At 32.7% G+C, this 20,055-nt stretch carries 20 protein-coding genes and 1 tRNA gene; 10 read left to right on the top strand and 11 right to left on the bottom strand.

The window, feature by feature from the left end:
* The 9 genes from Spiro2_RS07765 (at nucleotide 1) to Spiro2_RS07725 (ending at nucleotide 6,503) form a co-directional block, all read left to right on the top strand.
* On the top strand, nucleotides 1-831 hold the full coding sequence (locus Spiro2_RS07765; protein WP_338635136.1) for a hypothetical protein: 831 nt from the start codon (nucleotides 1-3) through the stop codon (nucleotides 829-831).
* The gene (locus Spiro2_RS07760) at nucleotides 832-1,494 is read left to right on the top strand and encodes a hypothetical protein (RefSeq protein ID WP_338635135.1); all 663 of its coding nucleotides are present in this window, start codon (nucleotides 832-834) and stop codon (nucleotides 1,492-1,494) included.
* A complete protein-coding gene (locus Spiro2_RS07755; protein ID WP_338635134.1) occupies nucleotides 1,484-2,281 on the top strand; it encodes a hypothetical protein in 798 nt (265 codons plus the stop codon). Before Spiro2_RS07760 ends, Spiro2_RS07755 begins: the two co-directional genes overlap by 11 nt.
* Complete coding sequence (locus Spiro2_RS07750; RefSeq protein ID WP_338635133.1) at nucleotides 2,265-3,392, top strand: hypothetical protein; 1,128 nt, start codon at nucleotides 2,265-2,267, stop codon at nucleotides 3,390-3,392. Before Spiro2_RS07755 ends, Spiro2_RS07750 begins: the two co-directional genes overlap by 17 nt.
* Nucleotides 3,370-4,410, top strand: a complete 1,041-nt coding sequence (locus Spiro2_RS07745) for a hypothetical protein (RefSeq protein WP_338635132.1) — start codon at nucleotides 3,370-3,372, stop codon at nucleotides 4,408-4,410. Before Spiro2_RS07750 ends, Spiro2_RS07745 begins: the two co-directional genes overlap by 23 nt.
* A 75-nt stretch (nucleotides 4,411-4,485) precedes the next feature.
* A tRNA-Phe gene (locus tag Spiro2_RS07740) sits at nucleotides 4,486-4,561 on the top strand.
* Between the two features lie 75 nt (nucleotides 4,562-4,636).
* Nucleotides 4,637-5,317, top strand: a complete 681-nt coding sequence (locus Spiro2_RS07735; RefSeq protein ID WP_338635131.1) for an O-methyltransferase — start codon at nucleotides 4,637-4,639, stop codon at nucleotides 5,315-5,317.
* 47 nt (nucleotides 5,318-5,364) lie between these two features.
* Entirely contained in the window at nucleotides 5,365-6,129 is a 765-nt protein-coding gene (locus tag Spiro2_RS07730) for a hypothetical protein (RefSeq protein WP_338635130.1), read from the top strand.
* Complete coding sequence (locus Spiro2_RS07725) at nucleotides 6,126-6,503, top strand: glycosyltransferase family 9 protein (protein WP_338635129.1); 378 nt, start codon at nucleotides 6,126-6,128, stop codon at nucleotides 6,501-6,503. The genes Spiro2_RS07730 and Spiro2_RS07725 overlap by 4 nt, the downstream gene beginning before the upstream one ends.
* Nucleotides 6,504-6,525: 22 nt before the next feature.
* Here Spiro2_RS07725 and Spiro2_RS07720 read toward each other — a convergent pair whose 3' ends face one another.
* The 8 genes from Spiro2_RS07720 to Spiro2_RS07685 all read right to left on the bottom strand — a co-directional run bounded on the left by Spiro2_RS07720 (nucleotide 6,526) and on the right by Spiro2_RS07685 (nucleotide 14,817).
* Entirely contained in the window at nucleotides 6,526-7,218 is a 693-nt protein-coding gene (locus Spiro2_RS07720; protein ID WP_338635128.1) for an MBL fold metallo-hydrolase, read from the bottom strand.
* A 14-nt stretch (nucleotides 7,219-7,232) separates the two neighbouring features.
* Nucleotides 7,233-8,165 carry a response regulator gene (locus Spiro2_RS07715; protein WP_338635127.1) on the bottom strand — a complete coding sequence of 311 codons (933 nt, stop codon included), beginning with the start codon at nucleotides 8,163-8,165 and terminating at the stop codon, nucleotides 7,233-7,235.
* On the bottom strand, nucleotides 8,165-8,605 hold the full coding sequence (locus tag Spiro2_RS07710; RefSeq protein WP_338635126.1) for a chemotaxis protein CheW: 441 nt from the start codon (nucleotides 8,603-8,605) through the stop codon (nucleotides 8,165-8,167). Before Spiro2_RS07710 ends, Spiro2_RS07715 begins: the two co-directional genes overlap by 1 nt.
* A complete protein-coding gene (locus tag Spiro2_RS07705; RefSeq protein WP_338635125.1) occupies nucleotides 8,605-10,326 on the bottom strand; it encodes a chemotaxis protein CheA in 1,722 nt (573 codons plus the stop codon). The genes Spiro2_RS07710 and Spiro2_RS07705 overlap by 1 nt, the downstream gene beginning before the upstream one ends.
* 22 nt (nucleotides 10,327-10,348) lie before the next feature.
* Nucleotides 10,349-10,711: a methyl-accepting chemotaxis protein gene (locus Spiro2_RS07700; protein ID WP_338635124.1), complete on the bottom strand. Its 363-nt coding sequence runs from the start codon at nucleotides 10,709-10,711 to the stop codon at nucleotides 10,349-10,351.
* A gap of 18 nt (nucleotides 10,712-10,729) precedes the next feature.
* Entirely contained in the window at nucleotides 10,730-11,467 is a 738-nt protein-coding gene (locus Spiro2_RS07695; protein WP_338635123.1) for an MBL fold metallo-hydrolase, read from the bottom strand.
* 7 nt (nucleotides 11,468-11,474) lie between these two features.
* Nucleotides 11,475-12,110, bottom strand: coding sequence for a hypothetical protein (locus Spiro2_RS07690; RefSeq protein WP_338635121.1), 636 nt, complete (start codon nucleotides 12,108-12,110; stop codon nucleotides 11,475-11,477).
* Nucleotides 12,111-12,231: 121 nt separating this feature from the next.
* The gene (locus tag Spiro2_RS07685; protein ID WP_338635120.1) at nucleotides 12,232-14,817 is read right to left on the bottom strand and encodes a hypothetical protein; all 2,586 of its coding nucleotides are present in this window, start codon (nucleotides 14,815-14,817) and stop codon (nucleotides 12,232-12,234) included.
* Nucleotides 14,818-15,141: 324 nt separating this feature from the next.
* On the opposite strand from Spiro2_RS07685, the gene Spiro2_RS07680 reads away from it, so the two are divergent.
* Nucleotides 15,142-16,590, top strand: a complete 1,449-nt coding sequence (locus tag Spiro2_RS07680; RefSeq protein WP_338635119.1) for a hypothetical protein — start codon at nucleotides 15,142-15,144, stop codon at nucleotides 16,588-16,590.
* A gap of 26 nt (nucleotides 16,591-16,616) precedes the next feature.
* Here the strand turns inward: Spiro2_RS07680 and Spiro2_RS07675 are convergent, their stop codons facing one another.
* The 3 genes from Spiro2_RS07675 to Spiro2_RS07665 form a co-directional block, all read right to left on the bottom strand.
* A complete protein-coding gene (locus Spiro2_RS07675) occupies nucleotides 16,617-17,711 on the bottom strand; it encodes a dipeptide epimerase (RefSeq protein WP_338635118.1) in 1,095 nt (364 codons plus the stop codon).
* The gene (locus Spiro2_RS07670; RefSeq protein ID WP_338635116.1) at nucleotides 17,708-17,989 is read right to left on the bottom strand and encodes an HU family DNA-binding protein; all 282 of its coding nucleotides are present in this window, start codon (nucleotides 17,987-17,989) and stop codon (nucleotides 17,708-17,710) included. Before Spiro2_RS07670 ends, Spiro2_RS07675 begins: the two co-directional genes overlap by 4 nt.
* A 119-nt stretch (nucleotides 17,990-18,108) precedes the next feature.
* A complete protein-coding gene (locus tag Spiro2_RS07665; protein WP_338635115.1) occupies nucleotides 18,109-20,028 on the bottom strand; it encodes a DUF4105 domain-containing protein in 1,920 nt (639 codons plus the stop codon).
* Nucleotides 20,029-20,055 lie beyond the last annotated feature (27 nt).

Genomic DNA, 20,055 nt, shown 5'->3' with positions numbered 1-20,055 from the left:
GTGTTAATAGTCTTAGATTATAAAAAATCCATTATTCAATTTAGTTATTGTAATAAAAACGAATGCAGCCTGTTGCGTGGTGTTTACTTTGCTATTGATAATCCTCAATTTAGCAAAGATATCTTTTTTTTAGAAGTTCCATTTGTATTTAAAGATGACAAAAAAATTAAAGATTTTAGGTATAATATAAAAAATAAATTTGAATTAAATCTTTATAAAACAATAATTATATTATTAAATAAAATAAAAATTATTATTTATACTATAAAAAAAATAATTAATAATAAGATTTTTAAATTAATATTTAATACTTTATTAATTTTTATTTTTTTATTTACGTTTTATTCTTTAATTGGAGGAAGTTATTTTAAAAATAATTATAGTTCTAAATATAATGGTTTTTTAGTTAGAGAATGGATTGGTTTTATTGATAAATTTGCGTCTGTAACTTTGCATAATTCTCAAGGTTTTATTAATGGAAAACTAGCAATCATTAATGGCATTAATGATTATCAAGTATTACTTGTAAAATATAGTGAAGAAAATACTGCAAAAAATATATATATCGCTGTATATTATAATAGCATTGTATTTATTGATAAAAATAATAATTCATTTATTGTTCGTCCGAATGAGTTATGCAAAATTGGAGAGAAAGAATATTTTATATATAAATTATCTGCAGAAAAAAAGATATTAATTTTTAATAATCATCAAAATTTTGAGTTAAAAAATATCAGTAAATATTCTTTGGTTTTAGAAGACCATATTACAGGATTTTTAAAAAATAAAAATTTAAGTCATATTTGTAAATATTTGGTGTTAAATTAAATGAGCCTAAGCAATAATAAATATTTTGTTTATTCTTTTAAAGATAGAACAAGTACGTATCTTGAAAATTTTTTAATAAATAAAGATGATTTGAGCATATTTTTAGTAAATTTTGATGAATTTATTATAAAAAACAACGATTCTAATAGTTTTTTGTCCATCGAGGAAGTATTTGATTATTATGATGATTTGTATTTTATACACAAAAATATGAGTCAAATATTATTAATTCATTATGATTTTAAGTACAAGCAAAATTTTTTTCTTGTTAATTTTGGTCTCGTTGGCTTAAGAGCATTCTTTATAAACAAAAATTTTTTAGTTTTTGTTAAGCATGCTTTTTTTATTATAGTTAAGTATTTAAAAAACTTTTTTATTTTAATTTTTTTGTTGTTGCTTTTAGTATTTAAAGATAGTGTTATTAAGGAAGATGTTATTCAAGCAGAAGCGTATAATATATCACAAAAAAAATTATACCAAGGTTTTGAGTTTTTTGTTAAAAATAATAATATCAAAGAATTTGAGATTATTAATAATAATAAATATTTAAATAAAAATGTTGAAAAAAAGTTAAATAAAAATAGGAATTATAAGATAATTAAAAAATTTATCGATGCAGATGAGCTTTATTTTTTGAGAATGAAAACTAAAAATGAATTATAAAAAAATTGATAATAATAATCAATCTGGACAGGCTATTGTAGAAAGTTTTTTTTCTATTATTATTTTACTTTTTTGTGTTTTTTCTGTTATTGAAATTGCGAGACTTTTATCTTTTAAAAACTATATCAATACAATTGTAGTTGAATGTGTGCAAAGTATTTCTTATTCTCATTTGAGTTTAAAAAAACAAGGCCTTATAAATTCACAAGAAAAGTATACTTTAAATAATAAAAAAGAAATTTTTGAATCGAATTTAAATAAATATATAAAATCAGAAATTAAAAAATTTCCCACATCATTGCTATCTTTTGATAATAATATTAATACTAATAATAATTTATTGGTAATTAAAGAACAGTATGTTTTTGTAGACTTAAAATTAATCGAAAATAGTAATTATTTAAAAAATCCAAATGGCGTTTACTTAAAAATAAATGTTTGTTTGCCTGTGTTATTTTCAAGTTTATTTAGAAATATTGATTTATATTATAAAAGTAAAAGCAAAATAGGTAAAAAAATAAATACTACATTAGAGAGTGATTCTAGCCACAATTGTTTGGGATATTTTTCTTATAATTCTTTTTATGAACCCTTGTTTTGGTTTAGAGTTAGGTCTGCCGCATATTTTCCATGGCCAGCGTCATCGTCTATTTATGAAAATGGTTTTTCTATGAACAATGATGTCATCGGTATTTATAAGCAATACCGTTATGATTTGAGTAAATTATTAAACAAAGTAAATATAGACGATTTTATGAATCAGGTGCAAAATGAGCAAAGAAAATAATCAATTGGGTCAAACATTGGTGAGTGGTATTATTTTTTTATTATTAACCTTAATTTGTGTATTATATTTTTTATTCATTTCTGAAACTTATATGAGAAATCAAGTAAATATACAAAAAAATAGAGAAGAATTAATTTTAAAATCATCAAAAATTGCTAATATATTAAATGAAATTTCTGTTAATAATTTTAATATTATTTCTTCTTTAATTACCTTTGAGAATGCCTACGCAGAAAGTTTTGAAATTGGTTCTTATTTTGCATTTAGCCAGCCTTATTGGAAAACTTACTCTTTGCATAAATCTAAAATTGGCGATGAAATAAATTATATAAATACAGACACAAAAAACGGTTTGAATAAAATTTATTCTTCATTTGCGTTGCAATCAGCAAGAGGATTATTGCTAGCAAAGTCATTAGCAGAAAAAAATTCACAGTTAGTAAACTCTTTGCCTTATGAAATGAGTCGTTTGTTTGTGCAATCATCAAATTCTTTTGTGTTTTGCTTAGCGCTTGAGTCTCAAACTGATTTGTACAATAAGCCTGGTATTCATAATTTTTCATTACTAGAAAATTTGTATTCTTTTTATTTACAAAAAGATTCTTGTAAAATATTTAGACCGCAAAAAAATATTATAAAATCCATTGCATATTTTTCTTTTATTCAATATCATACTTCTCAAGATATTATTGATTATTCTAAATCTTCTCATGATTTTAATAAACATAGTTATGGTATTTGGTATGTTCCAGTTGTAAATACTCAAGAATTTTTTAATGAGTTAAAATTTGTATCTAATAAATATGTAATAGCTAATAAAAAATTAACTATCGTTTCTGATTTTTTGTCAAAATTGTATTATTTTTTTGAGTTAGAAATTTTAAATAGTGATTTTTTTAATTCTTTTTCAAAAGATAGTAATGTAAGAATAACACATCCTAATTTTATGTGTAATAAAAAATTTTTTAATGAGCATGACATTAAGTTAATCAGTGATGATGATTTTTTGTTTTCTAAAGACTGTAACGTAAATGCAGATAGTTTTTTAAAATCCTTTTTTTATCCAAATTGGGTAGGATTAATTTCTAGTGAAAATGTTTTTTATGATTAAAAGAAAAGCGAAACAAGAGCAGGGGCAATCTTTGGTTGAGTTTTTATTTATTTTGCCATTGTTTTTTTTGATATTGGGTGCGCTGTTTATTATATTTCAGCAACAAGCGCGAATTTATCAAGATTTAATTGCTCACAGCGCTTTAAGTACCTCAGCCGCACATTTTGCAATTGAAGAGCGACAAGCAGCGACTTGGCCTGAGTTTGATGGAACGACAGAAGACTTGCTTGATCGGATTGCGATGCAAGCATTAAACCCAAGCTCTTTTTTTAAATTGAGTATCGATGTGAACCAGGGGGTTTTTGCAGAAAAAAAGGCAGTCCAGCCATTTTCTGCCATTGTAGGCAATGCGCAAACATGTTCTTTAGAGAGTTTGTATCAGGTTCTTGCAAAGGACAAAGGGGAATTTACGTTTACAACATGCACTGGCACAGTGGGTTATGATGTGGCGCAATTGCACACAACCGATGATTTTAATGCAATACAGCATGTTTTATCTGGAAGATCTTTGTATTACCCTCAACAAGAAATGACTTGGTTTGAAAGACCCAAAGCGGCAATTAACAGTGTCTATAATTTTATGTTAACTCCTTTTGGTCAGCATTTTCAGCGTACTCAAGCATCGTTATTGATACCAGACCACTCTGCTTTTAATGCGCATTGCTTGATGAATCCATTTGGTGGATCAAGCAACTGTAAATCTCCTTTATTATCGCCACATTTTAATCAAATTGCATTAGATGGTGCGGCATTACAAGTGAAAGCCTGCTTTGCTGAGGCAGCGTTGTCTTGTGCGCCAAGTGGTCCTGGAGCTCCTGTCTGTTTAGCGGCAAAAGCTGCTGCTATTTTTAATGCTACCCAATTGGGGAGCGAGGCTTGGGTGTGTCCAACAACAAACTCAATGTTGAAAGCAACATATAGAAGTGTGCAAACTTTAGTTTTTGCTTACTCCTTACGCATTACACAACAAGAAACGGCGTTGCGAAGTTTGTTTTTGTTTAAAAACGGAGCATTTTAAAAAAATTAAAAAAACTTATAAGGAATGCTTGACTGAACTCGCATTCGTGTATTAGTCACAGTCCTACCAAACGTTGGCACTTTAGCTCAGTCGGTAGAGCAGTGGACTGAAAATCCACGTGTCCCCAGTTCGATTCTGGGAGGTGCCACCACTCCTTTTCTTTTCTCCTCTTATATTTCTTAAAAATCAGTGTTTATAAAGTAAAAGAGTATCGAGGAATTGTTTGATGCGTCCTAAATCTTTTTCCAATTTGTCTCAGCACGTTTCTCAATATGTAGAAAACCTTCTTGATATTTCTTCTGATTCAAACTTACAGCATGCTTTAAATTTAGCAAAACAAAAAGGCACACCTCCTTTGCAAGTTGTTGCAACCGATGGGCGGCACTTAGAAGTATTAGCACGTTCCATACAAGCAAAAAAAATTGTTGAAATTGGCACCTTGTGTGGCTATTCGGCGCTTTTTTTGGCAAAGGCATTGCCAGAAGATGGTAAGCTTTATACATGCGAAGCAAGTGCGCATCATCACAATGTTGCCAAGCAAGTATTTGCAGATCTCAACCTTACCCATAAGATTGAGGTTATTCATGGCAAAGCGTTAGATACCCTTCCTGGTTTGCAGTCGCATGGTCCTTTTGATTTGGTATTTATTGATGCCGATAAGTTAAATTATCCCAATTATTTTGATTGGGCTGTGCAGAACTTGCGTTCAGGTGGTTTATTGGTTGCTGACAATGTTTTTGTCTTTGGTTTTATAGGTGAAGATGATCATAAATTACCTGCTCATGGAGAACTGGCACAATTGGTTGCTGCAATGCAGCTTTTTAATCAAAAATGCGCCACGGATTCAAGATTGGTAACCACGATTTTGCCAACAGGCGAAGGTATGTTGGTAGCGATAAAAAAATAGTAATATTTAAAAAAGCAAGCAATTCATTTTGGGTTGGAGAGAGTCTCGTGGCAAATAGAATTTTGATCATCTTACCAAGACAGTTAGGGGACGTTTTGTTGGGCACGCCGCTTGCAGAAGTGCTGCGCAAAAGGTTTCCTGATGCTAAAATTGATTGGTGTGCACACCCTATGGCAATAACTTTATTGCAGGAAAACCCTTATTTAAATCAATCTTTTTATTATCCTATTTGGTCAAAGCAAGACGTTTCTCATCACTCTTTATTGGCTAAAATAAAATTATGGTTTTTGTTTATATGGCGCTATTTTTTATTTTTACGTCATTTGCGACAACAAAAATATCAAATTGTGATTGATGCCATGAACAACCCGCGTACCGCATTGTTTGCTGTTATCTCTGGTGCGCAAACCAAGGTTAGTTTTTCTGTCAATGCTTTGCGAAATCGTGCTTTCACTGCATTGATTCCGCGTAAAAGTTTGGATGATGGCTATCTTGGTCATACGCGAATTAAATTGTTAGAGCCGTTGGGAATTGTCTTAACAGAACAAGACTATTTGAATATTTATCCCGTAATTCCTATAAATGCTGCGTATCAAAACAATGTGAATGCGTGGCTTGAGAATATTGTGGCAAATCATGTTTCTACTTTTGATGGTGTGCCGCAGGAGTTTAAATTTATTGCTCTAAGTGCCACCCATCGGCGTCCAGTACGCCGTTGGCCAGGTCAATCATATGTTGCATTAGGTTTTAAAATTATTACAGAACTCAAACATGCTGTGGTGTGGTTGTGGGCACTGGAGAAAAAGACATGATTTATGCCTTGCATCAAGAATTGCAGTATCTTTTGCAAAAAGCGGGCATCTCTTTAAATTATAGTGTGTTTCCGCCGGGATTTGGTTTACCGGAGCTTGGATTTGTTTCGCAAAAAGCACAGGCGTGGGTTGGCAATTCAAGTGGTTTGAGCCATGTGGCAGTTGCAGGTGGTGCAAAAACATTAGAAATACATGGTCCATCTCGTCCAGAAAACTGGTGTCATCCTAATAATCGCAAGCATCATTTTTTACAACGAACAGAAGGGTGTTTTGGTTGTTCTAGCAATACATGCAAATTGCCACGTCGTGAATGTTTAGAAGATCTCTCAGTCGATCGTGTATTTCAGCAATTAAAATTATTATTAAACGAATAAAATTAAAGTGACACAATCGTATTTAATCAATACCACCAACAATATTTGCAGGAACAGACTCTTGAATTTTTTTGGGGGGTGGTAGTTTCCAAGAGTTGAGTTCAGCTTCAAACTCTTCAAATTTTTTAAGGCGCAAAACTTTATTTGTTATTTTTTCTTCTTGAATGGTTGAAACATATCTATTATTATAATCGTGCCCAGGGTATACTAAAACATCATCGTCAAGTAAGAGTATCTTATTCAAAGAATTAAACATGTCTTTATTGTTGCCATTTTGAAAATCAGTTCTACCGCAAGAACCAATAAATAAACAATCTCCTGTAAGCAATCTATTTTTGTTAATTAAAACACTTATACTATCTGTGGTATGTCCTGGAGTTTCAAAAAACATGAATTCTATGTCGCCCACATAAAAAATATCTTTATCTTGAACTTTTGTAAACTCGTACTGTGCTAAGGATTTATTTGATAATAACACTTTAGTATTTGGAAATATTTTTTTTATTTTTTTAATTGCTGTAATGTGGTCTGCGTGCGTATGGGTTTCTATTAAATACTTGAGTGTCCAGTGATTGTTTTGAATAATAGAAATATAGTTTGTATAATTTTCGTTTACAGAATCAATGATAGCAACTTCTTTTGTTTTACTGTCGCCAATAATATAAGTATATGTAAATGAAATTGGGTCTTGAATTTGTTTAAAAATACAACTCATTTTTTTTCCTATAATTATTTTTTGTTATTAAAAATTTCAAGAATTGTTTGAAAAAGAGTTTCTTCATTAAATTTGGTAATCAGTGTGCCCAATCCTTGGTCAAAAAGATCTTTACCATATGCGGGATTAGAAATCGAAGAGTGAAACACAATAGGCACCTTGTATAGTTTGTTATCTAACTTGTAACGCTTTATCATATCAACACCACTCATATTCGGCATTTCAATATCTGATACGATAATATCATACTCATTTCCTTTTTTCATTAACAGATTGAGTCCTTCTAAACCATCACGCGCGAGATCAATTTGCATTTCATATTTTTCAAAAAATCTTTGCGCGAGTAGTTGATAAACTCGAGAGTCTTCAACAATTAACGCTTTTTTTCCTTTTAAGTTTAGTTTATTGTCATATTGTTTTTGCGATACCGTTCCTGCTTGAATGCCTAAATTTAGTAAAAATTTTTCGATGTCAAAGAGATAGCGATAATGATCTTTTTCTTGAATCATTCCACTTACAAAAAATTGATTGTCGCTCTCCCAAATATCGGGAGGTGGTAAAATATTTATATTTAAAATAGCTTGAATTTTTTTTGTATTATTAACAATTATCCCTGTTTTTATTCCAAGAACATGACAGATAATAATTCTTTTTTTAAAAATTCTTTTTTTTTCATTTGGTTTTTTATCAGTAAAATTAAGCTTGCAATTTTCAATGAGAGTTTCGATCTCGAGTATTGGAATGGGAGTGCCTTGGAACTCTATCATATAAACAAACGGCTTAGGAACACCAGGTAATAAAGAAAATTCACCTTCTTCAATGACAGCAGAAATTTTTTGAACATTTAAGCATAAATTCAAATCTAAGTTGTTTTTAGAAATTGAAAAAGGAAGAATAATTACATTTTTCTCATTGTTATTTTGTTTTATGGATAATAAGTCTTTCATTATTTTTCCTTAAAAATTTCTTCAAATATTTTTTCGTCTAAGTAATAAACTGGAGTTCCATTTAAATTAATAGTTTGTCCAGAAATTATAAATTTTGCTTTAAAGTTTACTTTTTGTACTTTGTGAATTCCAATTGCCCAAAGTTTATTTTGTTGATATTCTAAAATAATGACTTTATCAAACTTTTTTTTAGAAGACACACCATCTAACTGAACTAATGGTATCACAACTCCTCTAACATTAATAATTCCAATATGTTTATTATCTTCTTTTGGATATGGTGTAAACTCAACTGATTCTAAAATTTCATGAACATTTTTTATGCTAACGGCATAAAATTTCTCTCCAACCGAAAATTTTACAAGGGTATAAAATCCCAAATCTTCAGGTTGTTCTGTTGGCAATAAATTTTGTTTTTGTTGTATTTCTGAAATGTTCATCAAATTTCCTCAACATGTTTTAAATTAAGGCTTTTTGGAATTTGTTCACAAAACTTATTCAGTGAGATTACAAAAGAAGGTTCTCCAGTTGCTAATATTGAAATTCCAGTAACAAAATTAAATTTTGGAGCATTTGTTGGATATGGTTTAATAACAATTTCTGCGTTTTCAAGAAATTCTCCAATTTGTACTGCCGCAAATTTTCCTGTTTGTCCTATAATACAAATAGACAATTTTTCTTTATTATTAAAAAAATCAGATTTCATTTTTAAATGACTAAAAAGAGTATCTTCAATATTGTAACAAGGTATAAATTCATTATCTCTTTTATAGTAGAAAAAAGCACCATTTTTTACTATTTCAGAAGGAAATATTTTTTTAAGTTCAAGTATTTCAGAGTTTAATATTGCGAATTTTACATGATTGGCCTTTGCAATAATCACAGGAACAACAGACATTCCTAAAGGCAATCGTAACGTAATATTTGTGCCACGATTAATTTCTGTTTGAATACTTAAATTACCACTTAAGCTTTCTACGTAGCTTTTTACAGCATCCATGCCTATTCCTCTGCCAGAAACATCACTAACATTATCTACAGTGCTAAATCCTGGCAAAAAAATGAGTTGAATCATGTCATCTTTTGTCTTGACATGACTGACATTCAGTCCTTTTTTTATTGCAGATTGCAAAACTTTATTTTCATCTATTCCTCGTCCGTCGTCACTAACATCTAAAATTGCTTCGTTAGCAATAACTTTAATTGCAAGTTTAATAATTGCTTGAGGACTTTTTCCTAAGGAAATTCGTTCTTTGGTTGTTTCAATGCCGTGATCCATGGCATTCCGTGTAAGATGAATCAGTGGCTCTGCAAGTGAGTCAATAATCTTTTTATCAAACTCAACATCTTCTCCCTCTATTTCAACAAGGATATCTTTATCTTTATTTGAGTCAAGGTAGCTTCTTACGGTTTTTTCCATTCTTCTCAATAAATTTTTTATGGGAGTCATACGCATAGACATTGAAATATTTTCTAATTCGCCAATTTCTTTTCGTAACGTATTATCTAAAATTTCCCAACGTTGAAAAAAATCTTCTGTGGTAATATTTTGCGAGTGATGTTGTTCTACTAAATAGCGCATTTGATTTCTAATTAAAAATATTTCTGAAATAATATCAAAATTTTTTTCAATTCTATCGACAGAAACTCTTACAAAATCATTATTATTTTTATTAGATTTTACTTCGTTTTTTTCAATAATTTTTGGAGCATCGATGGGTTTGAACAACTCGAATGGCGCAGCAGTTGATTTTTCATCAAAAAAACCGACTGCGCCCGATAATAAATTTTCTTGAATACTTAAAGATTGTGTTTCTTTATTAAATGATAAATTTTCACTTTCATTGATTTCGTTATTTAATACACTTTCAAAGTAGTCAAAAAATTTAAAAATATTATTCACTTGATTTTTTGTGATATTATTTTCGTTATTTTTAAGCGCAATTAGTTCTGTTTCTAATTCATGAGCATATTTTTTAATGTTATTAAACTCGAGCGTTCCTGCATTGCCTTTAATTGTGTGAATCACTCTCAGAATATCTTGAAATCTTTGTTGCTTATTATTTGCCTCAAAAAAACCATCAAGCTGATTGCGAGCGCGTTCAATGAGGTCTGCGCTTTCTTCTTTAAAAACTTGTAGTAGCTCGCTTTTAAGATCCATAATTTTTCCAAGTTAAAAATTATTAATAAGATGATTCTTTTAATAATTCTTTTGTTTTTGTAAAGACCTCTCTCAAACCATCAAAGCCATCGCGAAAAGAATCAAACGCTGTTTCGATTTCTGATATGGATTCTTGCGTTTTTTCTGCTAGCCGCGCCACTTCATCTGCCACAACGGCAAATCCTTTGCCGGACTGCCCTGCGCGGACAGCTTCGATGGAGGCGTTTAATGACAGTAAGTCTGTTTTGGTAGAGATATCTCTAACTGTAAAAATCATTTTTTCAATTTTATTCAGAGTGATTGATAGGTCTTCGACACTTTTTTCTGACGATAAAAAATGAGTTAAGACCTGTTCAATATTTGTTTTTTTATTTTCTGGACTCATAAGTTAATCCCTTTGTGTTTATGATTTTACTTTGCCAACTTCTAAATCTTCAATCCAATCTAAAAAGTTTTTTACATTTTCTCCGGTAAAAATTGAACCATGCTGCGGACACAGCATTTTGGGATTTAATTTTCTAACTCTATTTACCCATTTGTTTTTGGCGTCATTAGAAGGCATCCAGCGTTGATGAAACTTTTGCATGTAGCGAATGTGTTCTTTAAAATCTTCGACAACCAAGGGGTAATCACCAGGCACCAATGCCGCACCCATATCACCAGTAAACAAAATTTTTGCCTCAGGATCATAAAAATGAAAATTTCCTGACGAATGACAGTAGTGCGCAGGAATAAAATCAAACCGTTTGTGATTGAGCTCGAATTGCGCTCCTTCATCTGGCAAAGTAATAAAGTTTTCGACATATTCGCCACCAAAATGGGCAACAAAACTACTCCACAACCAAGATATATAAACTTTTGCATTAGGCGTAAGGCCCAGCCATAAAGCGAGAGATGACATGATGTCTGGATCTTGGTGGCTGCAAAGATAAGCTTTGATATTTTTAATGTCGAGGCTTTCAGAAACTGCAGTAAGCACTGCAGGAAAAATTTCTATACCCCCTGGATCAAGAAGTATAGCTTCGTTGTTAACAATAATTGCATATTCATTGGTATCAATCACACTATTTTTCTTTTGCGGATCGCGGCCAAACATCACCCATTTGCAATTGTCTTGATCATGTAAAATTTTTTTAAGCATACTTTCCTCAGCTCAAATTTTTAATGATTCTTAATATTTTTTTAAGTATTGCAAACAAATTTTCTAAACAAGGAATTGTCATTTCAAAAGATTTATACAAACTATCACTCAATGTTTTGATTGCGGTATACGAACTTGCTTCTAATTCAATAGCTTCAATCATTAAGCAATTGTATAAACCAAATAATTTATATTGCAGTTGCAGTATTGTTTTTAAAAATGCTTTAGTTTTGTAAACATGAAAAGTCAAATCATCAAAAATTTTTAAGTCATACAAATTTATTTTATCTAATTTTTCTTTTAATAAAATTGCATTATTTTTTGTTGAGTTACCCATTGTGGTTTCTAAATATTTATTGTTCATCATATTATTTGAAAGAATTTTTAAAGTTAAATTTAAAATTGTGTTAACTTCGCTTCGATTTTTATCTATAAAGTTTTTCATTTTTTTTGAAGAATTTGCGATTTGATTTGATATTTCTGTATAAATTCTTATTGAATTGCCTGTTTGTCCTGCAGTGACCGCGGCGTTCATCGCAATTTCATTTAAATTTTCGGTCTCAAGGCTTAAACAGTTAAACTCTTGCCGCAGCTCAACCAATATATTAAATAAATTTTTAAAACTGCTGTTAAATTTTGTCATGTTGAACTCGTATTTGCTTAATAGTAAGAAGCATATCGATGTTCTCAGGTAAAACTTAACTGCAATCCCAAATGTTCAACTAATGTTGACTGGGCAAAAGTTATTGCGTTAGCAAAAAATCTTACTGTGTTAACACTTCTTGCGCCGCACTTGCAAACCACGCACCCAGCACATCGGATGGGGTTAAAGGAGACTGCGCCGAAGCTGCAGTGGTATCCCATTTTTTATCTATTAAAAAGTCATTTTGCTTACCATCAAGATAAAGAGGCCGATGAAATTGCGGTCCATTTTTTAAGTAACACACTCCAGAGGGGGATTCTGTTGTACACGTGGTATTTAATTTTGTTACTGTAAGATAATTGTATTCTTTTTGAGCTTTTGAAATATTTGTTTCATTTGCTTTTCTTGTTGCGATATTGGTAGTGGGATTTTCAATTTCGCTTTTTAAATTGTTTATTTCTTTTTGTAATTTTTTTTCTACTTGTCTATATCCACCATCGAGTTTTTCTAATATATCCTGGATATTTGAAGCAGTAGGAATGCCATTTTTTAAAATATTTTTTAGCACCCCTTCTTGATTGCTTGCAGATTGATTAATCAATGCACTTGTTGCAAAAGCAGCATCGCCATGCGCTAAGCTATGCCGTGTTCCACCAAAACATGCATTTTTATTTTGATTAAATGTATTATTCTCCTTTGTGCATATACTATTGTCTAATGTTTTAGTATTCATTACTACGGTATAAAATTTATCTTCTGGCTGAAACGCAAACAGTTGTGCCCCCAATGGAGGAATGCGAAATGACGTCAGCTTTTTTTGAGATTCGCTGCTATTTTTATTGTGCACTAAATCAAAAACTTTATCCAAAATACTTTTTGTAATTAACGATTGCGTATAAGGCACCACTTGATCGTGGGTGGCATGCAACAAAATAATAGAGCCTGGCGCAGATTGTCGTTCTCCAATAGATTTTGTAAAAATGTCTTTGATAACTTTTTGGGCTTGTGCATGATGAGCTTCGTTTGTGTCTTTTAGCTTTGGAAGTTGCGCGATGATACCCTGAATACTTGGAGTACCGCTTCTCATCGCTCCAGATTTTTGAAGTGTTTCAACAAGATTTTTATTGTCTGAATTTGCGAATTGTTCTTCTATATTTGCATTTAATTTATTTGAGAGAGAATCAATTGTGTACGTCCAATTTTGCATGGCCACAGACAAATATGGGCCTAAAAATGTTGTATCCGATGCCGCAAGCCAGCCTGCAAGATTATTAAGTTCTTGTTCGTGATTGTCTGCTGGGGCGTTGCGATAATTGACAATATATGGATTTTTATTGAGATCGGGTACCATTGGGAACCTGTTGTAATCGCTAGAATCAAATAAATGCCCCCGTAATATATAATGAAATGGTAATGCAAAATCACCCATTAGTAGTGTAGAAGGAGAATAATAAAGTGCCGCGCCACTGAGTAAGGGAAGCTTAGGAATTTTTTCTATAAAATTAAAATTTAAACTTTGCTCTTTTGAAGTTAGCAATTCTTTAAATATATTTTCATAATAAATACCAATTCGACCTATTGTAGCCAGTAAGGTTGCCCCACCACGGCTTGCTGCAACGCCAAGGGTTTGCGGACTATTTAAAAAAGAAATAGCAGAATATTTTGCATTAAAGCGTAAAAAGCTCAATTGATTTTTAAAGTTTTGATCAATGGTGTTATCTGAGAATTTGATTGTAGGTTTATTAGGGACAGTATTTAACGCCAATTTTGTGATGGCATTGTGTACACCAATTAAGGAGTTCACATCTTCATGAAGCGGAGAACGCACGCCTTCTATGACAAGCACAGGATTTTCAACATTGTCGCTTGCATCCCCGCAACTTCTACGAAGCAGGTTTTGTTGTGTGCCGCCCAGTGTTGTGATAGCGCAAATTGCTTCGCCCGGAAACGTAGGAGCTGCAACAATCCCTTGTGCTAAATTACTTTGCATTATTTGTGCTATATTTCTAAATGACACACCAGAATCGCCACCATGCGCATACAGAATTAACGGTAACTGATTTTCGTTACTCAAAGAATCAGGGACTGTAATTATCGCAGAATGTTTTACATCTGAGTTATTGAGTTTATAAGTAAACAGATACACTGTTCCTTCAGCAAAAGTAGATTTATCTAACTTCCCATTTTTTGTGCCATACACTTTAAATTTAGATTCGTTATTAATACCTGTACGAGTTTTGTATTCACTTAAATCTGTTACGTTTTCAGAATTTTGCTCAAGAAAAGGAATGGCGATAAAATTTTCTTCGTTGACTTTGGATGCATCATAATAGCTATCATCAAATCCAGAGTCTTTTAATACATCAGCAAATTTTGTAATGCTCACTATTTCTGTGGCATCAGATTTTGCAATATTTTCGTTTACATATTTTAGGGCAGCAGATTTTATTTTATCATAATTTTCTGTGTTATTGCCTGTTGGAGAAACATGATCAGGAGCTTTAATTAAAGCATTTTTTAAACTGTATACATTAATTTTAGGATCAGAATGTAAAGGTGTGCCAAATAAGCTAGAAACAGCATCGGCTTTAAGGCTTGATTGGTGAGCCTCAGTTTGCATATTGGTATTGCCTTTAAAGCCACAGCCAACAAGAGTAAATACAGATAAAAAAATTGACCGAGAAAACGCAGTGTGTGCTTTTTTCATAAAAAATACCTTTTAATTAAGTATTGTTTGTTAATAATTTTTTTAATAACACAATCAAAGTTGATGGTTATTTATTTACTTGTACTGCGTAGAGTGCCTCTAAAATAACTCTGCGCCAACCTCTTCTTCTCTTGCTAATTTGTTGGCTTTGAGTTTAATATCCTTAATCTAAATTTCTTGCAAGTCTTAATTAAATTTACGTATTCTTGCAAATTTTTTTTTGAGGTGTTATGAATTGTTTTGTATTTAACCTCTTCTCTCTTTGTCTAATGGTTGGCTAATTTATAAAAAATATTTTAATAGTAATTTATTAAAGGGTTTATAATGCGCATTATACAAAAAAAACTCATCTCACTTAAGTATTTTTCACTTTTAGGATTAATAGCAAGTTCTTTTTCTGTGCACGCGTTGCCCGAAAAATTAATAGTCCAAAATAATAATTTAAGTGCGCAGCAAGATTCTAAAATTGATCCCACTGCCGAAGTTGCAGGTGGGGGTGGCGAAGAAAAACGTCCTGCTCCTCGCTTTGCAGTGTTGCCAACAGGTAAAACTCTTCCTAAAGGCATTTTTAAAGTAGAAATGCCTGTGGCGTATTCGTTTGGAACCATGGGCTTTGATAGTGAAGGCAAAAAAGTTAACAATGGCTTAGACTACAAACGCCTTATTACAGGAGCTCTTATTCAATATGGGCTTACAAATTCTATTTCGATTGGAATTGGTTTGCCGTTTGTGAATGTGCATAATCTTGGAATGGATGGCAATACGGTTGCAGCAAATTCAGAAATGTACAAACATTATTATGATCATTTGATAGATAAACTTGCAACAAAGCTCCCGCAAATTAATGCAGCTCTCTGTGGCGGTGCTTCAACAAAAGATGCGTGCTTAAATCATATTAATAATGGCGGAAGCATTGGTGCTAATTTACCACTCACTCTTCCTACTGGTGAAACTGTTACGTTACGAAGTACATCATCCATTATATCGCAAGTGCGTAATATTTTACTCACAGCCTCGCAGCCAACCTCTGGAGCAACAGGTATTGGTGATATTCAAGTTGGTATTCTTTGGAGTGTGATTTCTGAACAATCGCCACTGATGCAGGTTCCATTATATTTGTCTGTTGGTGGTGGGATGCGTTTTCCAACGGGAAAGTTTAATTTGGCTTCAGCCATGCGTCCTACAGGTGGTGACAACACTTTAATTACAGGTGGTGGTACGTACGATTTGATAGTGCGTTGGAACTTAGACTATGTCCCTGCTCCTGGATTTATTTTCAGTTGGCAACATGCTTCAGAATATTCATTAAATGAAGTGGAGTTAGGTCGTACCAGCATGATTGATAACACCACATTCAATACCGCCGATCCAACAGTCACAGATGGTGATAAACAATTAAATACGCTTAAATTTTCGCGCAAAGGGTTGCATCATGTGGGCTTTGTGCAAGCAGCCTGGGGTGTGGGCAATATTTCAGAAAGCTACAAATGGCTTGGGTTTTATACGCAGGCTAAATATAATATTGCAGCCAAAGCATTTTTAAATAACATGCCAATTTATACCTTTGGCGATCAATTTTATTTGAGTGATAGCAGTATGCATCCCGATCATGGTGTCGAGCAATATTATTCTGCAAGCATTGGCACCAAAGTGAGCGGTTTGCCATATAGAATTCCTGTTGATTTTAGCGCAGAGTTTGAATATCCGTTTGCAGGTAAAAATAGAATGATTTCACCAATGAATATGAAAGGAACATTGGGTATTTATTTTTAAAAAAGTAACATTTTCAGCAACGCGCTTTAGCTAGCAATTGGTTGAAAATCAATGATGTCTTGAATTCCAAGACCAGGGCGGTTGCTGAGGCTTAACATATTTCCATCAAAAGAAACGCCACCCACTACAGGATTTTCTGCCAATAGTGCTGGTGGATCAAGGTCGCAGCGTAAAATAGATTTGTGAGCGGCTGCAAAGTGTGCTGCCGCCGTGACGGCAACTTGGCTTTCAAGCATGCAGCCAACCATGCATTCTATTCCAGCGGCCTCACAGATATTTAATATTTTTTTAGCCAGATAAATCCCTCCAGCCTTAGCGAGTTTGATATTAATCATATCTGCAGCGTTGAGTTTTATAATTTGCAATGCATCATAAGGCGAAAAGACAGATTCATCGGCTAACACATTGGTGTTCACGTGTTCTTTCACAAACCTGAGGTCGCGCATTTTTTTTGCGGCAACAGGTTGTTCGACAAAATCGATGTCCAAGCCCAATTTTTCAAAATTTCTGATAATTCGCACAGCATCTTTTGGTTGCCACGCTTGGTTGGCATCAACACAAATTTTTATTTGCTTGCCAACAGCGTGACGAACTGCTTGCACGCATTTGAGATCGAGTGCAGAGTTTGCGCCAAGTTTTAATTTTAAATCACAAAAACCTTCATCAAGTGCCACAAGAGAATCAGCAACCATCACTTCTGGAGTATTGGCGCTAATTGTCAGGCTCGAAAATATAAGATTACGATAACCGCCTAGCAGTTGATACAATGGCACACCTAATGCTTGCGCATGCAGATCGTACAACGCCATGTCAACTGCCGATAATGCAGAGGTATTATTAACAATAGAAGAATGGATGTTGGCCATTAATTTTTCGATATGCGCAACATCCATGCCTAAAATTTTGGGTTTTAAATGATGAACAAGACAAGAAACGATAGAATCTTGGGAATCGCCAGTTATGGCAAAAGTTGGAGCAGCACTTCCAAATCCAGTAATTCCTGAGTGTGTTTTCAGTTTAATGACGATGTCCTCTGCAAAATAAACTGTCCGTAAAGCCGTTTTAAAAGGGCGCTTTAGTGGAATTTTTACTTTGCCAATTTGGACATCAGTGATTTTCAACCTAATCCATCCACGCGTTGTCTGAGCTCAAGACCTGTTTTCCAGAAAGGGAGTTTTTTTTCAGGTACCTCTATTTTTTCTCCTGTTTTTGGATTGCGTCCATCATAGGATTTGTATTTACGCACAGTAAATGCGCCAAAACCGCGGATTTCAACACGCCCATCAACAGTAAGAGCTTCTGAAATGGTATCAAAAAACATATTGATAAGCTCTTCAGCCTGCGGGGAGGTGACATCTGCTTTTGAAGAAAGAATTTCGATGAGTTCACTTTTTACCATAAAAGGGCTCCAGTCAAAGCGTACATTAGGAATAGGATCTGTGAAGATCCCGCTTAAAGTATATGAAATAATCATTCTCATAGAAATGAAAATTTTTCAAAGTTTTGGCACCAAAAAAATTAAAAAAAATGAAAAAAAACACCAAAGCCAAATTTTAAATCGGTTGTAGCACTATTATACCGAGCAAATATTGTCATTTTTAAGTTATTAAAAGTTAATTTAGATAAAGACATATCTGCTAAAAAATTTTCATTCCATGAAGAATTTAAAATGTTCAAATGAGACATCCAATTTATTTCGGTGAAAACTACCCATGTCTCTGCTGGTCTAACAATAAACCCCAGTAAACCTCCTGTTGCAATTCCGTAGTTTTTTTTATTTTGGTAAGCAAAACCAATTTGTGGCAAGACGTAAAACTGCAGCCATTGGAATTGGAGCGACATACCAGCGCCTCCCTTAGCAAAATACACAAGCTCCGCTGAGGATTGGTTGCTATTTTTGAATGCATTGAGTTCTTCTGCGCCAATATTTAAATTCCAGGCAATCGGATACGATGGTGGATATAAGGGTGGGATCGAAACAAGATTCACCAAATGTATTTTGCTAAGAGAGAGTGCATGATCATTTATATTGTAACGTAACGCGGTTGAAAGCAATTCGAGATGTGCGTCTTTGGGGTATCCTAGAGAAGGGCTATCTAATGTGTGGAGCACAGGGATAAATTCAAACTGCAATTCAGCCTGATGATGAGTTGAGTAATAAGACTCTATACCAATACTTGTTCCTGCTGCACCTTGATCGGGGCGCTCAAAAGGTGGTGCTTCGTTTGGCATGACATCCGAAATAATTCTTAGCGATGCCCTGTAATTTAAAACATCGTCTCTGAGTTGTGAGTATTTTTTAGCAGTCTCAGTGCCTGCAAGTTTTTCTTCGTAATCGATATATTCGAGTAATCCATCCAAAACCTTGGCAATACTTTGGGGTGGCAACCGTTCAGTAAGTAAAGTGAGTTGTTGTTTTTGTTTTAGTATTGATTGAAGCACTTGCTTTTCGTGTGGGGTTAACAGTTGATACCGATACCGAAAACGCTTTTCGGCAGAAGGTCTAAAGTTAATAGATTTAATCATATTGGGATGCGAAGAGATGACTCGAATTGTGTCTGCAGGATTAACCCATAATGTAAACTTATCAGAAAATTTAAAATTTTCATCAATTGTATCTAAAAGTGCGAGTAAAATAAAAGAACAATTTTCATCAAAATAATAATAATCAATGTTATGATTGCCAACTTCTAAAATACTTAATGCTAAATTTAAGTTTTGTTCTTGGTTAAAATTCAATTCATACTCCCAGATATCTCTGCTTTCGGAGTTGTTGTATTCTTGAATTTTAAAAGAGTAGGGTAAAATGCTAAGGTAGCCTTCAAAAAATCCAAAAAGTCCTTTCAGAGAGTACATGAGTGCATTATCGGTATCGGGCACTGCTGCAAAATTAATTCCATAATCTGTGAGAGCACTATTAGAATTGCGAATTCTTAAAAATGTGTGGCCAAACATACTCGATGGATTGTTTAAATAAAACGAAGAAAAAACAAGAACAACTCCTTTAGGATTGAGCATGGAGATCCATTTTTCTAATTCTGGGCACTGCTTAGTTGGAATTTGAAAATTTTTGTCATCAAGCATTTCTTTTAGCCATTTCGTTCTACGTGGAAATAGACATTGTGCTGAATAATTAGGATCAGGCTCGTTTTTAAAAAACGCTCTAAGGGTTGCTTCTAATTCTTGTGTCAAGTCAGTTTTGCCATTTGGTGAGACATAAAAATTTTTGCTATCAATTATTCCTTTTGAATCTCCTAAAATTTTTTTTTGGTAAAATAGTAAACGACTCCATAATGGATGTTTTGCAATTTGAAGATTTCTTGATTTTTGGATAAAATAATTTTGCATCTCAGTTGCTGCATATTCTTCTTGAGCAAACAAGTAAGATGAAAATAATATTGCAAATAAATAAATTAAAAATTTTATATAAATTAACAATATTTTAATACCATATTTAAAGTAAAT

Origin of the sequence: Spirobacillus cienkowskii (assembly GCF_037081835.1) — a bacterium.
GTDB lineage: Bacteria > Bdellovibrionota_B > Oligoflexia > Silvanigrellales > Silvanigrellaceae > Silvanigrella > Silvanigrella cienkowskii.
The sequence above is the reverse complement of the archived record's forward strand: the minus strand, read 5'-3'. Positions and strand labels throughout refer to the sequence as shown.